Origin of the sequence: Azorhizobium doebereinerae UFLA1-100, assembly GCF_000473085.1 — a bacterium.
GTDB lineage: Bacteria > Pseudomonadota > Alphaproteobacteria > Rhizobiales > Xanthobacteraceae > Azorhizobium > Azorhizobium doebereinerae.
In genome coordinates this window covers 22364-37351 of record NZ_AXBA01000032.1, presented here as the reverse complement: position 1 = coordinate 37351, position 14988 = coordinate 22364, and the positions used below count along the sequence as shown (strand labels likewise).

Annotated in this window: 10 protein-coding genes; all 10 read left to right on the top strand. The window is 68.6% G+C overall.

Annotated elements, in window-relative coordinates:
* Positions 1 to 10 precede the first annotated feature (10 nt).
* The 10 genes from YU1_RS0120335 to YU1_RS0120290 all read left to right on the top strand — a co-directional run bounded on the left by YU1_RS0120335 (position 11) and on the right by YU1_RS0120290 (position 14934).
* Complete coding sequence (locus tag YU1_RS0120335) at positions 11 to 2155, top strand: adenylate/guanylate cyclase domain-containing protein (protein WP_156922307.1); 2145 nt, start codon at positions 11 to 13, stop codon at positions 2153 to 2155.
* 7 nt (positions 2156 to 2162) lie between these two features.
* Positions 2163 to 3587, top strand: coding sequence for a mechanosensitive ion channel domain-containing protein (locus tag YU1_RS30410; protein WP_035716098.1), 1425 nt, complete (start codon positions 2163 to 2165; stop codon positions 3585 to 3587).
* Positions 3588 to 3727: 140 nt separating this feature from the next.
* A complete protein-coding gene (locus YU1_RS0120325; RefSeq protein ID WP_029005649.1) occupies positions 3728 to 4336 on the top strand; it encodes an outer membrane protein in 609 nt (202 codons plus the stop codon).
* A 210-nt stretch (positions 4337 to 4546) separates the two neighbouring features.
* Positions 4547 to 5251, top strand: a complete 705-nt coding sequence (locus YU1_RS0120320; protein WP_051357073.1) for an outer membrane protein — start codon at positions 4547 to 4549, stop codon at positions 5249 to 5251.
* Positions 5252 to 5591: 340 nt separating this feature from the next.
* Complete coding sequence (locus tag YU1_RS0120315; protein WP_029005647.1) at positions 5592 to 6227, top strand: outer membrane protein; 636 nt, start codon at positions 5592 to 5594, stop codon at positions 6225 to 6227.
* A gap of 214 nt (positions 6228 to 6441) precedes the next feature.
* The gene (locus tag YU1_RS0120310) at positions 6442 to 7431 is read left to right on the top strand and encodes a Gfo/Idh/MocA family protein (protein WP_029005646.1); all 990 of its coding nucleotides are present in this window, start codon (positions 6442 to 6444) and stop codon (positions 7429 to 7431) included.
* 113 nt (positions 7432 to 7544) lie between these two features.
* The gene (locus YU1_RS0120305; RefSeq protein ID WP_051357072.1) at positions 7545 to 8717 is read left to right on the top strand and encodes a DegT/DnrJ/EryC1/StrS family aminotransferase; all 1173 of its coding nucleotides are present in this window, start codon (positions 7545 to 7547) and stop codon (positions 8715 to 8717) included.
* A gap of 148 nt (positions 8718 to 8865) precedes the next feature.
* Positions 8866 to 10416, top strand: coding sequence for a murein biosynthesis integral membrane protein MurJ (gene murJ / locus YU1_RS0120300; RefSeq protein WP_029005644.1), 1551 nt, complete (start codon positions 8866 to 8868; stop codon positions 10414 to 10416).
* A 140-nt stretch (positions 10417 to 10556) separates the two neighbouring features.
* The gene (locus YU1_RS0120295; protein WP_029005643.1) at positions 10557 to 11741 is read left to right on the top strand and encodes an efflux RND transporter periplasmic adaptor subunit; all 1185 of its coding nucleotides are present in this window, start codon (positions 10557 to 10559) and stop codon (positions 11739 to 11741) included.
* Between the two features lie 13 nt (positions 11742 to 11754).
* The gene (locus YU1_RS0120290) at positions 11755 to 14934 is read left to right on the top strand and encodes an efflux RND transporter permease subunit (RefSeq protein WP_029005642.1); all 3180 of its coding nucleotides are present in this window, start codon (positions 11755 to 11757) and stop codon (positions 14932 to 14934) included.
* The last annotated feature ends 54 nt before the right edge of the window (positions 14935 to 14988 follow it).

The following is a 14988-nucleotide window of genomic DNA, read 5'->3' as shown; positions in this document are numbered from 1 at the left end:
GGGGGGCTTCATGTTCGGGTTCTTGTCCATCCGCTCGAAGGTTCTGGCGATGCTGCTTCTGTGCGGGATCGGCTGCCTGATCGCCACCAGCTACGTGGCGACGCGAAGCGGGATCAACACGCTCAAGACCACCATCTTCGAGCAGCTCACGACGCTGCGGTCCGCCAAGACCGCGCAGGTGGCGAGCTGGTTCCAGGATGTCTCGGACGATTTCAGCGACATTTCCCAGGACACGCCGAGCGAGGCCGGGGTGGTGGCCTTCTCGCAGGCCTTCGCCGCGCTGGGGCAGGGCGCTCCGGCGGCCGCCGACCCGGCGCTCGTGGCCTATTACAAGGACAAGGTGCTGCCCACCTTCGCCAGCCTGGTGGACGCGCCGCTGGTGCCCGCCGGCTTCCTGCCCGCCAATCCGGCGGCGCTGCGCCTCCAGGCGGCCTATGTCGCCCGCAACCCCGACCCGGTAGGCACCGGCGGCATCGCCCTGAGCGGCATCACCTCCGGGCCGAACGGCACCGCCTCGGCCTATGACGAGGCGGTGGCCCGCTTCCAGCCCTTCTTCCGCCGCTCGGTGGAAACCCACGCGCTGGAAGACATCCTGCTGGTGGACGCCAAGACCGGGACCATCGTCTACACCGTGGCCAAGCGCACCGATCTCGGCGCCAGCCTGACAGCCGGCCCGCTCTCCACCTCCGGTCCCGCCCGGGTGTTCCAGCGCATCATCGAAGGCGGCGGCGTGCCGGGACGCACGGTGCTGGAGGACTTCACGCCTTATGTGCCCGCCGGGCTGCGGCCGTCGGCCTTCATCGGCGCGCCGGTCTTCGCCGACGGCAACCTCGTCGGCGTGCTGATCGGGGTGCTGTCGGTGAAGCAGATCGACGCTTTGATGACCAACGACCGGCACTGGGTCGAGGCCGGGCTCGGCAAGACCGGCGAGGTCTATCTGGTGGGGGTGAGCGACCTGCTGATGCGCTCGCCCTCGCGCTTCCTGATCCAGACGCCGGAGGCCTATTACAAGGCGCTGGCGGCCACCGGCGTCGAGCCGGAGACGATCGCGCGCATCAAGCATTTCAATTCGCCCATCATGGCGCAGAGGGTGAATACGGAGGCCTCGCGCGACGGGCAGAGAGGCCAGTCCGACACCCGGATCGTCGCCGACTACCGGGGCGTCTCCACCTTGAGCTCCTGGGGGCCGGTGACCGTGCAGGGCCTGCACTGGATCGTCATCGCCCAGCAGGACGAGGCCGAGGCGCTGGCGCCGGTGCAGGACCTCAGGCATTCGATCCTGGTGGTGGCGGCGCTGGCGGCGGTGCTGCTCACCATGGTCTCGGTGGTGCTGGCCAGCGCCTTCACCCGCCCGATCCATGCGGTGCTCAAGGGGGTCAACACGCTGGCCGGGGGCGACGAGAGCGTGCGGATCGCGGTCAAGGGCCGCGACGAGTTCACCGACCTCGCCAAGGCGTTCAACGCCATGGCCAACGAGATCGCCGAGCGCTCCGCCCGCATCGAGCAGAAGACCGTGGAGTACGAGCAGCTCCTGCGCAATTTCTATCCGGACCTGATCGCCGACCGGGTGCGGCTGGGCGAGAACGCCTTCTCCGAGCGGGTGCGCAACGTGTGCGTCGTGGTGCTCATCATCGACGGCTTCGAGGGGCTGGTGCGCGGCGCGGCGGGCGAGACGCTGGAGCGGGTCAATGCCGTGGTGAGCGACATCGACGAGGTCTGCGCCGCCAGCGGGCTGGAGAAGATCCGCACCATCGGCGAGACCTATATCGCCGCCTGCGGCCTGTCCGCGCCGCGGCTGGATGCGGCACAGCGCAGCCTGGCCTTCGTGGCCCAGGTCAGCGTGGGGCTGGAGCGCCTGTCGCGCCTCTATGGCGTGCCGCTGGACGTGCGGGCCGGCATCGCGCTGGGCGACGTGGAAATCGGCATCGTGGGGCGGCACCGCATGCTCTACGACGTGTGGGGCCTGACCATGCTCCAGGCCCGGCGCATCGTGTTCGAGGCGGAGCCCGGCACCTTGCGCGTGACCGCCGCCGTGCTGCCCCAACTGGGCAGCCGCGAGGGCTTCGCGCGCATGCCGGACATCGCCCTGTTCGACGATACGCCGGTGGAAACGTGGCAGCGGCCCGCCGGCGGCGCGGCCGGCGCAGCCGGGTGAGGCGCGCATGCTGCAGGCCATCAACCAACAGGAACTGCGCTGGACCCTGCTGATCGTCCTCGGCTTCCCGCTGCTGACGGTGGTGCTGATCGAGCTGTCGCGGCGCTTCGCGCTGCCGTCCTCGCCGCTGCGCCGGCCGCTGCGGGCGCTCCAGGTCATCGTTCTGCCGGCGGGCGTGCTGTGGATCATCGTCCACGAACTGCTGCACCTGCCCACCGACGGGCTCACCGTGAAGGTGGTGGACACGGTGGTGGGCATCCTGCTGCTCCATGCCGTCTTCACCATCCTCCAGAGCCTGCTGATCGCCTTCAGCGAGACGGTGGGCCGGCTGCCGGCGCCGCGCCTGTTCTACGAACTGGCCTCGTCGGCCATCGTGGCGGTGGGCGCGGCGATCATCGTCTCCACCATCTGGGACGTGGACCTCGGCAGCCTGCTGGGCGCGCTGGGCATCGGCTCCGTGGTGCTGGGCCTTGCGCTGCAAAACGTCATCGGCGGGCTGGTGGCGGGCGTCATCGTCTTCTCCGGCCGCCACTTCAACCTGGGCGACTGGCTGACCATCGACGGCGCGCCGGCCAGGGTGGTGCAGATCGACTGGCGGGCGATCACCGTGGAGACGCTGGCCGGGCAGAGGGTGGTCATCCCCAGCGCCACCATGTCCGGCGAGGTGATGCGCATCATCCGCGCGCGCCAGCCGGTGTGGGTCAAGGCCGAGGTCATCCTGCCGCTGACCACGACGCCCGACGCGGCCAAGCAGGCCTTGCGGGAGGCTGCGCTCGACGTGCCGCAGCTCATGGAGCCGCAGCGCCTGTCCTGCCGCATCGGCGCGGTGGGGGCGGACGGGATGCATTATGAGGTGAGCTTCCTGGTGGCCGACGCCACCCAGGTGTCCGCGGCGCGGGACGTGTTCCTGCACCGCCTGTGGTACGTGGGCCAGCGGCACGGCCTGCCCATCGGCGGGCCGGACCAGGACGCGGCCATGCTCTATGGCGCGGATACACCGGAGCTGCGGGCCGCGGCCCTGGCCGCAGGCGGCACGTTCGGCCTCGGCGCGGCGGACCTGCTGGACCTGGCGGCCGCCTCCCGGATGCAGACCTTCGCGCCGGGCGAGACGATTCTCCGCCACGGCGTCAGCGCGCTCGACTTCCTCGTGCTGCTGGCGGGCGAGGCGCGGGTGGTGCTGCCGCTCGCCGACGCCCCGGTGCTGGAGCGCCTCGCGGCGGGCGATCTCTACGCCACCCGCGACGTGTTCCGCGGCACGGCGTCGAAGGTGCAGGTGATCGCCGACAGCGAGGTGCGGCTGCTGCTGGTGCCGGTCGGCGCCATGGAGCATCTGCTCGACCGCAACCCGGCCCTGGCCCAGGCGGTGGAACTCATCCTCGAAAAGCACACCGGCGCGCTGGCGGCGGCGGGCGCGCCGGGCCGAGCCGCCTGACGGCACCCGGCTCCCTCCCAATTCACGCCCGATTCACCATGCCGGTGCGGCGCGGCCGCGCGGCGACATTTCCTTTGCCATTGGAGGTCTAACTCCGGCTGACGGCGCGGCCTGCCCGCGCGTGCCAAGAGGAGACCCGAATGAAGATGCGTACTCTGGCGGGGTTTGCCGCCCTGGCCCTGGCGGCGGGCCCGGCGGCCGCGGCGGACCTGTCGGCCAGCTACGGCTACGCGCCGCAGCCGGCGGCGCTGCCGTCGTCCTGGACCGGCTTCTATATCGGCGCCAATGCCGGCTACGGCTGGGGTTCGGCGGCGGGCGAGAGCCCGAACGGCTTCCTGGGCGGCGTGCAGGCCGGCTACAACCTGCAATTCGCCGGTTCGCCCATGGTGATCGGCCTTGAAACCGACTTCGACTGGTCCGGTGTGAGCGCCGGATCCTTCAAGATGAACTATTTCGGTACCGTTCGCGGCCGCGTCGGCTTCGCTGCGGACCGTTTTCTGGTCTATGGCACGGGCGGCCTAGCCTATGGCGAGGGCGAGTACCAAGTTTTCGGCCTCAGCAACACCCAGACATCCTGGGGTTGGACATTGGGCCTCGGCGCGGAATACGCGATTGACCGTAATTGGAGCGCGCGAGCCGAGTATCTGTACGTGGATCTAGGCAATTCTACGTATGGTTCATTCGTGGGTCCCACGACGATCGGCTATGACGGCAATGTTGTTAGAGCTGGAGTGAACTATCGTTTCTGAACGGTTAAGCTCGCTTGATCCAACGGAAAGCCAGGAAAACCAAGCACTCAACCCAGGCTTGAGGACGAATTGTGTTCTGATGTAGACTCGCAGTCGCAATTTCGCCCTCCTTTCCGAAGGCGGTGTTGCATCGCGGTCACAGACGGGGCGGGCCACTCGATGTATGGTCCGCACATTCTGGTTCTTCGTCGAATGAAAAAAGGTGTTCTCATGTTGAAGCGCGCTCTCGCCGGGGTCTCCGCCCTGGCCCTCCTCGGCTGCGGCGCCGCCTCTGCGGCTGACCTCGCCACCAAGTATCCCGTCAAGGCCGTCGTGCCGGTGGTTCCCGTGTTCTCCTGGACCGGCTTCTACATCGGTGCCAACGTCGGCTACGGCTGGGGCAACAACAACTACGACTTCCGCACCGCGGCTGGCGTGCCCTACAACTACAACATCGGTGGCGGCGACGGCTGGCTCGGTGGTGGTCAGATCGGCTACAACTACCAGTTCGCCAACAACGTCGTGCTCGGCGTGGAAGCCGACATCGACTGGACCGGCGTTGGCGACACCAACACCATCACCGTCGGCCCGCTGGCCAACCGCACCAACACCCAGGGCGCCACGCTCGACTACTTCGGCACCATCCGTGCCCGCGTCGGCTACGCCTTCGACCGTTGGCTGCCGTACATCACCGGCGGCGCCGCCTGGGGCCGCACCAGCTTCGGCACCTACTACGGTGCGGACACCGCCTCCACCAACTGGGGCTGGACCGTCGGCGCTGGCCTCGAGTATGCCATCACCAACAACTTCACGGCCAAGATCGAGTATCTGTACGTGGATCTGGGTGGCAACAACTACATCTTCCCGAACCTCTCCACCCTCGACACCTCGTTCGACATGAGCGTGCTCAAGGTTGGCGTGAACTACAAGTTCTGATCTTAAGCCCTCGGGCTTTCGAGAACCCCGGGCGCGAGCCCGGGGTTTTTTTATGCCTGCGCGGACAGTCGGCCCCCGGCCGAATGACCGCGCGGCACCCCGATGCCGCCCCGACACCGTCTCCCGCCGCGCGCGCCATCGCTCCATCTCAACTCTTGCGTGTGAACTGTGCCCCTACGGCAACGCATGTAGGACGGGCGGACTACCCAGGTAGGCAGCTGCCGAGCCGCCGTCACGCCGGGGGCGATCCATTGCCACGTCTTTGCCGCTGATGGGCCATGGCCCTGCCGACCTCGTCGGACAGAGTGCCGGCCGTATTTATCTGCAAAGGGACGCAGCCATGAAGTCGGTACTGGTCTCGGGCGTTCTGGCGAGCGCTCTGCTCGCGGCCCCCGCGATGGCGGCCGATCTCGCCCGCGCGCCGACGCCCGCTCCGGCCATCGTCACCGCCGCGCCGCCGGCCTTCTCCTGGACCGGCTTCTATATCGGCGCCAATGCCGGCTATGCCTGGGGCTCGGGCACCGGGGCCGCCGACGCCAACGGGCTCAATCCGGACGGCTGGCTGGGTGGCGGCCAGGTCGGCTACAACTACCAGTTCCAGAACAACATGCTGGTGGGCCTGGAAGCCGACGTCCAGGGCTCGGACATCGGCAGCAGCAACGGCGCGCTGTCGTCCAAGCTGGACTATTTCGGCACCGTGCGCGCCCGCCTCGGCTACGCCTTCGACCGGGTGCTGCCCTATGTCACCGGCGGCTTCGCCTGGGGCAACAACAAGATTTCCACGCCCGGCATCAGCGAATCCAACACTCTCACCGGCTGGACCGCCGGCGCGGGCGTGGAATATGCGTTGACCAACAACTGGACCGCGCGGGCCGAGTATCTCTACACCGACCTGGGCAAGGGCAATTACAACGCCATCGGCGAGGCCGGGGTGAACGCCTCCACCGCGCGGCTCGGCGTGAACTACAAGTTCTGATCGCGGCTGCATCCCGGCCCATGGCCCCGGACGCAGCGGAACGCGGGAGTTTGGAAGGACGCGGCGCCCGCCGCGTCCTTTTTTGTGGGCCGCCCGGTAACACGGCGATGCAATTCTTGAACGGCCACAACGGGCCGGAATTGCGCCAGCGCCTCGCTTTGGTCCGCTCCCCCGTGATAGGAGCCGGTCCGAAGTTCAGATGAAGAGGGCTGAAATGGCTCGTGATTCGGCGGCGTCCGAGATTCGTCCCCTGCGCGTAGGGGTGACCGGCATTGGCATCATGGGATCGAACCATGCGCGCGTCCTGGCGGAACTGCCGGGCGTGGAACTGGTGGCGGTGGCGGATCCGGACGAGGCCCAGGCCAGGCGCGTGGCCGATGTGCTCGGCTGCCAGGCCGTGGGCACCCACCATCAGTTGCTCGACCTCGGCCTCGACGCGGTGATCGTGGCGGCCCCGACCCATCTGCACCATCCGGTGGCGCTGGACGTGATCGCCGCCGGCTGCTCGGTGCTGGTGGAGAAGCCGGTGGCCTCCACCGTGGAACAGGGCCGCGAGATCGTCGCCGCGGCCAAGGCCAAGGGCGTGACCCTGATGATCGGCCATGTGGAGCGCTTCAACCCGGCGGTCCAGGCGGTGAAGAAGGCCATCGAGGGCGAGGAACTGCTCTCCATCGCCATCACCCGCGTCGGCCCGTTCCCGCCGCGCATGTCCAACGTGGGCGTGGTGATCGACCTCGCGGTGCACGACATCGACCTGATCCGCTGGTTCACCGGCTCGGACATCGTCGAGGTGCAGCCGCAGACCTCCAGCGCCATGGCCGAGCGCGAGGACATCGCGCTGCTCCAGTTCCGCACCGCTTCCGGCGTGCTGGCCCACATCAACACCAACTGGCTGACGCCGTTCAAGGCGCGCACGGTGCATGTGGCGACGCGCAAGAAATACGTCATCGGCGACCTGCTGACCCGGCAGGTGACCGAGTGCTTCGACTACCGGCCGGACGGCTCCTATTCCATGCGCCACCTGCCGGTGGCCTATGCGGAGCCGCTGCGCAGCGAGCTGACGCAGTTCCTCGATGCCGTGCGCGCGGGGAGCAAGCCGCCGGTCAGCGGCGAGGAGGGCGTCGCCAGCCTGGAAATCGCCATCTCCTGCCTCGCCGAGCGGGTGGAAGCGGCGGCCCGCGCCCAGGTGCGGCGCGCGAGCTGAGCCCATCCGGGGGCATTCATACGACCGATGGGCGGCGGCCGCTGGCCGTCGCCGGAAGAGGCTTGCCCCGCGCTGATGGCGCGTGTGGGCCATCACGCAAGGACGCGATACCCATGACTTCGCCTGCCGCCCAGATTCGCCCCGCGCCGGCGTTCGCCTCGCCGATTCCCTTCATCGATCTCGCCGCCCAGAAGGCCCGCCTCGGCGCCGGCGTGGACAAGGCCGTGCAGGCCGTGCTGGACAGCTGCCGCTTCGTGAACGGGCCGGAAGTCGGCAAGTTCGAGGCTGAACTCGCCGCCTATGCCGGCGCCAGATATGCGGTCTCCTGCTCCAGCGGCACCGACGCGCTGGCCATGCTGCTGATGGCCTGGGGCGTCGGCGCGGGCGACGCGGTGTTCTGCCCGGCCTTCACCTTCTGCGCCACCGCCGAAGTGGTGCCGTGGGTCGGCGCCACCCCGGTATTCGTGGACGTGAAGGCGGACACCTTCAACGTGGACCCGGCGAGCCTGGAGCAGGCCGTCGCGGTGGCCAAGGCGAAGGGCCTCACCCCCAAGGTGGTCATCCCTGTCGACCTGTTCGGCCAGCCGGCGGACTATGACGCGCTCCTGCCCATCGCCGAGGCCCACGGTCTGAAGGTGCTGGCGGACACCGCCCAGGGCTTCGGCGGCACCTGGAACAACAAGCGCACCGGCTCGATCGGCGATGCCACCGCCACCTCCTTCTTCCCGGCCAAGCCGCTCGGCTGCTACGGCGACGGCGGCGCCATCCTGACCGACGACGCCGACCTCGTGGCGGTGCTGAAGAGCGTGCGCGAGCACGGCCAGGGCGTGGACAAGTACGAGAATGTCCGCATCGGCATGACCGCCCGGCTCGACACCATCCAGGCGGCGGTGCTGCTGGAGAAGCTGGCCATCTTCGAGGACGAGATCGCCGCCCGCGAGGCGGTGGCCCGGCGCTACAACGCGGCCCTGGCCGACATCGCCACCGTGCCGTTCGTGGATCCGCGCGCCACCTCGGTGTGGGCGCAGTACACGCTGCGCTTCGCCCCCGGCGTGCGCGACGGCCTGGCCGAGGCGCTGAAGGCGGAGGGCATCCCCACCGCCGTCTATTACCGCATCGCCATGCACCGCCAGCCGGCCTATGCGCACTTCCCGGCGGCGGCGGACAGCCTGCCGGTGGCCGAGGCGCTGTGCGCGGAAGTCATCAGCCTGCCCATGCACGCCTATCTGGACGCGGAGACGCAGGACAAGATCATCGCCGCCGTGCGCCGCGCCGTCGGCAAGTGAGCGCGGGCGGCCGCGCCGCCCGACGCCGTGAGACTGCTCCGCCGCCCTTCCGGGCGGCGGTTTCGTTTCCGGCCGCCGGGCGCGCGTTTGCCAGCGGCTCGGCACCTGCTTTACGGTCGCCGCCATCGCGCCCGGGAACCGGAGTCCCATGTTCCGCAACATTCTCTCTGTCGGCGGCTTCACCCTGCTGTCGCGGCTGGCCGGTTTCGTCCGCGACGTGGTCATGGCCGCCGTGCTCGGCGCCGGGCCGGTGGCGGATGCCTTCCTCATCGCCTTCCGGCTGCCCAACCATTTCCGCGCCATCTTCGCCGAGGGGGCGTTCAACGCCGCCTTCGTGCCCACCTATGCGCGGCTGAAGGCGCAGGGCGGTATTCCGGCGGCGCGGGGCTTCGCCGACGAGGTGCTGACCGCCATGGCCTGGGTGCACGGCCTGCTGCTGGCCCTGGCGCTCGGCTTCACGCCGCAGTTCGTCGGCCTGCTGGCGCCGGGCCTCGCCGATGATCCGCAGCGCTTCGACCTGGCGGTGACGCTGACCCGCATCACCTTTCCCTATCTCGCCCTCATCTCGGTCGCGACGCTGATCTCCGGGGCGCTCAATGCCTCCGAGCGCTTCGCCATGGCGGCGGCCTCGCCCATCCTGCTCAATGTCTGCATGGTCGGCACGCTGCTCGCCGCCGCCTCCTTTCCCACCGCCGGCCATGCCGCCGCCTGGGGCGTGCTCGCCTCCGGCGTGCTCCAGGTGCTGCTGGTGGCGTGGGATGCGGAGCGCAGCGGCATCGGCCTGCGATTCGGCACGCCGCGCCTCGATCCCGGCACGCGGCAGTTCCTCAAGGCGCTGGGGCCGGCGATCATCGGCTCGGCCGGCGTACAGATCGCCATGTTCGCCGACACCATCATCGCCACCTTCCTGCCCGCCGGCGCCCTGTCGGCGCTGTATTATGCCGATCGCATCAACCAGTTGCCCATCGGCGTCGTGGGCATCGCCATCGGCACCGTGCTGCTGCCGGAGATGGCCCGGCGGCTGGCGGCGGGGGACGATGTGGGGGCGGCGGAGGCACAGGCCCGCTCGGTGGAACTGGCGGTGCTGCTCGGCCTGCCCTTCATGGTGGCCTCGCTGCTGATTCCCGATCTGACCATGCGGGCGCTGTTCGCGCGCGGCGCCTTCACCCGCGGCGACGCGGCGGAGGCGGCCGCCACCCTCCAGGCCTATGGCATCGGCCTTCTCGCCTTCCTGGTGGTGCGGGCCTTCGTCTCGCCGTTCCAGGCGCGCGGCGACACGGCGACGCCGATGAAGGCCTCGCTGACCGCCGTGGCACTCAACGTGGCGCTCAAGTTCGCGCTGACGGGCGTGCTGGCGCAGGTCGGGCTGGCGCTGGCCACCGCCGTCGGCGGCTGGATCAATGTGGGCCTGCTGATCTGGTTCGCGCGGCGCAAGGGCTTCCCGGTGGGCGACCGGCTGCTGGGGGGGCACCTGCTGCGGCTGGCGGCCTGCGGCATCGTGCTGGCCGTGGCGCTGGTCGGGGCCTACCAGCTCTCCGCCATGCTGACCGCGCGCATGACCGAGGCTCGCGACGAAGTGATGTTCTGCCTCGTCGTCGCCGCCGGCGGCCTTGCCTATCTGCTTGCCGTTGCGGCACTTTTGGGGCGTGGTTTCCTGGCCGGGCTGGTCGGTCGCCGCCGCCTCCGCGATCCGGCCTGAGGGAAGAACCGAGCCGAACCCATTTTGCAACGCGGGAAGCTGTGCTATCGACCGTTTCCTGAAAAGAACGGCTCGTCAGTTGCGGGAGGCGCCGTTCGCTCGATAAACCGCCGCATTGGCGCCCTTCCGGAGCCCCCTGTATGTCCGTATTGGCTCGCCTTCCGCTCAAGGCCCTGGCCGCCGTGCCGCTGTTCGCGCTCGCCGCGTGCGGCCAGCCGCAGCAGCAGGCCGGCGCGCCGCCGGCTCCGGCGGTCACCGTCGCCAAGCCGCAGCCGCGCACCATCACCGATTACGACGAATATGTCGGCCGCTTCATCGCGGTGGATGAGGTGAACGTGCATGCGCGGGTGTCCGGCTATCTGTCGGAGATCCATTTCACCGACGGCCAGCTGGTGAAGAAGGGCGACCCGCTGTTCACCCTCGACCAGCGTCCGTTCAAGATCGCGCTCGACCAGGCCAAGGCCAACCTCGCCCAGGCCCAGGCCAACCTCGATTTCGCCCAGACCGACCTGGAGCGCGCCAAGACCCTGCTGCAGGACCGCAACTCGACGGCGATCTCCAAGCAGACCTTCGATCAGCGCACCCAGACCGAGCGTACCGCCGCCGCCACCTTGCAGGCGCAGGAAGCAGCCGTCGCCTCCGCGCAGCTCGACCTGGAATTCTCCGCGCTCACCGCCCCGGTGGCCGGCCGCATCGGCGACCGCCGCGTGTCGATCGGCAATTACGTGATCGGCGCCAGCGGCGGCACGCCCACCCTGCTGGCGGTGATCGTCTCCACCGACCCGATCCGGTTCGAGTTCACCTTCGATGAAGGCTCGCTGCTGCGCTACAAGACCAGCGGCAGCGCCGACACCGGCATGCCCGTGGACCTGAAGCTCCTCGACGAGAAGACCTTCGACCACAAGGGCAAGATGGACTTCCTGAACAACGTGGTGGACACCGCCACCGGGACCATCCGCGGCCGCGCCGTGTTCGACAATCCCAACGGCCTGTTCCGCCCCGGCATGTTCGCGCGCATCCGCCTCGCCGCCAGCAAGCCCTATGAGGCGCTCACCGTGCCCGACAGCGCCATCGGCTCCGAGCAGGTGCGCAAGTTCGTCTATGTGGTCGGCCCCGAGAACGCCATCGGCATGAAGTTCGTGGAACTCGGCCCGGTGGTGGATGGCCGCCGCTCGATTAAGTCCGGCCTCTCGCCGGATGACGTGGTGGTGGTCAACGGCCTGATGCGCGTGCGTCCGGGCGTGAAGGTCACCCCGCAGGAAGAGAAGCCGGCGGCGCCTGCCGCGGGCGCCACACCGGGTAACGCCGCCGCCCCGGCCAAGTGAGGAGCGACACACCATGCGCTTCTCCCACTTCTTCATCGACCGGCCGATCTTCGCCTTCGTCATCTCCATCGTGGTGATGATCCTGGGCGCGGTGTCCTACGTGCGCCTGCCGGTGGCGCAATATCCCGAGATCGCCCCGCCGGTCATCACCGTGACCGGCCAGTATCCCGGCGCCAGCGCCGAGACCGTGGCCGATACCGTCGTCGCGCCGATCGAACAGCAGATCAACGGCGTGGAGGGGATGCTCTATCTCTCCTCCAACTCCTCCGCCGACGGCCGCTTCACCATCTCGGTCACGTTCGATCTCGGCACCAATCTCGACATCGCCCAGGTGCAGGTGCAGAACCGCGTGGCCATCGCCTCGCCGCGCCTGCCCTCCGAGGTGCAGCAGATCGGCGTGGTCACGGCGAAGAGCTCGCCGGACATCCTGATGGTGGTCAGCCTCTATTCGCCCGACGGCTCGCGCGATCCGCTGTTCATCTCCAATTACGCCAACGTCCAGATCAAGGACGTGCTGTCGCGCATCGACGGCGTCGGCTCCATCACCGTGTTCGGCGGCCGCGACTACGCCATGCAGGTGTGGCTGGACCCGCAGCGGCTCCAGACGCTCAACCTGACGGCGGCGGAAGTGGTGACGGCCCTCCAGGGCCAGAACGTGCAGGTGGCCTCCGGCGTGCTGAACCAGCCGCCGGTCTCCAATCCCGGCGCGTTCCAGATCGCGGTGCGCACCCTCGGCCGCCTCACCACGCCGGAAGAGTTCGGCAACGTGGTCATCAAGCAGACCGCCACCGCTTTGGTGCGGCTGAAGGACGTGGCCAAGGTCGAGATCAGCGCGCAGGACTATTCCTCCACCTCCTATCTCGACAAGGACATCTCCATCTCGCTGGGCGTGTTCCAGCGGCCGGGTTCCAACGCGCTCGCCACCGGTAACGCCGTGCTGGCGAAGATGGAGGAACTGGGCAAGGTGTTCCCGCAGGGCCTGAAGTACGCCATCTACTACAATCCCACCGAGTTCATCTCGCAGTCGGTCGAGGCGGTGATCCACACCATCTTCGAGGCTGTGGTGCTGGTGGTGATCGTGGTGGTGCTGTTCCTCCAGACCTGGCGGGCGGCGATCATCCCGATCCTCGCCATCCCGATCTCGCTGATCGGCACCTTCTTCGTGATGAAGCTGTTCGGCTTCTCGCTGAACAACCTGTCGCTGTTCGGCCTGGTGCTGGCCATCGGCATCGTGGTGGACGACGCCATCGTCGTGGTGGAGAACGTGGAGCGCAACATCGCGGCCGGCCTTTCGCCGCGCGATGCCGCCTACAAGACCATGGACGAGGTGGGCGGCGCGCTGGTCGCCATCTCGCTGGTGCTGTCGTCGGTGTTCATCCCCACCGCCTTCATCACCGGCATCTCCGGCCAGTTCTACCAGCAATTCGCGCTCACCATCGCCGGCTCGACGCTGATCTCGCTGCTGGTGTCGCTGACGCTGTCGCCCGCCATGTGCGCGCTGCTGCTGAAGCCGCATGCCACCGGCCACCACCATGTCGCCTGGTACGCCAAGCCGGTGATGGGCTTCTTCAACCTGTTCAACCGCAGCTTCGAGGCCCTGGGCAACGGCTATGCGGCCGTGGTGTCCCGCCTGGTGCGGGTCGTGGCCCTGGTGCTGATCGTCTATGCCGGCATCGTCGCCTTCGGCGGCTACCTGTTCGTCTCGACGCCGCAAGGCTTCATTCCCGACCAGGATCGCGGCTACCTCATCGTGGCGGCCCAGCTGCCGCCCGGCTCGTCCATGTCGCGCACCGACGACGTGATGAAGCGGGCGGCGGACCTGGTGCTCGGCACCCCGGGCGTCGGCCACATCGTGAACATCGTCGGCTTCTCGGGCGCCACCTTCACCAACGCCCCGAACGCCGGCGCCATGTTCGTGATCCTGGAGCCGTTCTCCCAGCGCGCCGGCGATCCCACCCGGACCGCCAGCGCGGTGCAGCGGGCGCTGTTCGGCAAGCTCGCCGCGATCCAGGATTCGCTGCTCATCGTGGTGCAGCCGCCGCCGGTCAACGGCATCGGCAATGCCGGCGGCTTCCGCATGATGATCGAGGATCGTGACGGCCAGGGCCCGCTGGCGCTGCGCAACGCGGTCTATGCCATGATGGGCGCGGCGGCCCAGACGCCGGGCCTCCAGCAGGTGTATTCGCTGTTCGAGACCTCGACCCCGCAGGTCTATCTCGACATCGACCGCGCCAAGGCGCAGCTCCTGCGGGTCAACGTCTCCGACGTGTTCAGCGCTTTGCAGAGCTACATCGGCTCGACCTATGTGAACGACTTCAACCTGTTCAACCGGACGTTCCGCGTCCAGATCCAGGCCGACAGCCCGTTCCGCAAGGAGGTCAAGGACATCCTCGCCATCCGGGTGAAGAATGCCGACGGCGACACGGTGCCGCTCGGGTCGTTCACGACGGTGCAGGACATTTCCGGCCCCTACCGCGTGCCGCGCTACAACCTCTATACGGCGGCGGAACTGGATGGCAGCCCGGCTCCGGGCTACTCCCAGGGCCAGGCCATCCAGACCATGCAGCAGCTCGCCGCCAAGGTGCTGCCGCAGGGCTTCGCCTATGAGTGGACGACGCTGGCCTTCCAGCAGCAGCGGGCCGGCAACACCGCCGTCTTCGCCTTTGCCCTGGGCGTGGTGTTCGTCTTCCTGGTGCTGGCGGCGCAGTATGAAAGCCTGACGCTGCCGCTGGCCGTGGTGCTGATCGTGCCCATGTGCCTGGTGGCGGCGCTGGGCGGCGTCATCCTGCGCGGGATGGACAACAACATCCTGACCCAGGTGGGCTTCATCGTGCTCATCGGCCTCGCCGCCAAGAACGCCATCCTCATCGTCGAGTTTGCCAAGCAATTGGAGGACCAGGGCATGGGGCGGCGCGAGGCGGCGGTGGAGGCGGCCCGGCTGCGTCTGCGCCCGATCATCATGACCTCGCTGGCCTTCATCCTCGGCGTGGTGCCGCTGGTCTGGGCGGTCGGCGCCGGCGCGGAACTGCGCCAGGCGCTGGGCACGGCGGTGTTCTCCGGCATGATCGGCGTGACCTTCTTCGGCCTCATCTTCACGCCGGTCTTCTATGTGCTGGCCCGCTGGATCGCCTCCTTCACCGAAGGCAAGAAGGAAGAGGACCAGGCCCCCGACCACCCCGCCCCGGCGGAGTGAGGACGCCTTCGTCAATCAAGCGGCGCCGGTCTCCGGCGCCGCTTTCGTTTCAAC

What these genes read in the sequence shown, in the direction of transcription:
- YU1_RS0120335 (WP_156922307.1), top strand. Translation starts at nt 11, where the DNA reads ATGTTCGGGTTCTTGTCCATCCGCTCGAAGGTTCTGGCGATGCTGCTT.
- YU1_RS30410 (WP_035716098.1), top strand. Translation starts at nt 2,163, where the DNA reads ATGCTGCAGGCCATCAACCAACAGGAACTGCGCTGGACCCTGCTGATC.
- YU1_RS0120325 (WP_029005649.1), top strand. Translation starts at nt 3,728, where the DNA reads ATGAAGATGCGTACTCTGGCGGGGTTTGCCGCCCTGGCCCTGGCGGCG.
- YU1_RS0120320 (WP_051357073.1), top strand. Translation starts at nt 4,547, where the DNA reads ATGTTGAAGCGCGCTCTCGCCGGGGTCTCCGCCCTGGCCCTCCTCGGC.
- YU1_RS0120315 (WP_029005647.1), top strand. Translation starts at nt 5,592, where the DNA reads ATGAAGTCGGTACTGGTCTCGGGCGTTCTGGCGAGCGCTCTGCTCGCG.
- YU1_RS0120310 (WP_029005646.1), top strand. Translation starts at nt 6,442, where the DNA reads ATGGCTCGTGATTCGGCGGCGTCCGAGATTCGTCCCCTGCGCGTAGGG.
- YU1_RS0120305 (WP_051357072.1), top strand. Translation starts at nt 7,545, where the DNA reads ATGACTTCGCCTGCCGCCCAGATTCGCCCCGCGCCGGCGTTCGCCTCG.
- murJ (WP_029005644.1), top strand. Translation starts at nt 8,866, where the DNA reads ATGTTCCGCAACATTCTCTCTGTCGGCGGCTTCACCCTGCTGTCGCGG.
- YU1_RS0120295 (WP_029005643.1), top strand. Translation starts at nt 10,557, where the DNA reads ATGTCCGTATTGGCTCGCCTTCCGCTCAAGGCCCTGGCCGCCGTGCCG.
- YU1_RS0120290 (WP_029005642.1), top strand. Translation starts at nt 11,755, where the DNA reads ATGCGCTTCTCCCACTTCTTCATCGACCGGCCGATCTTCGCCTTCGTC.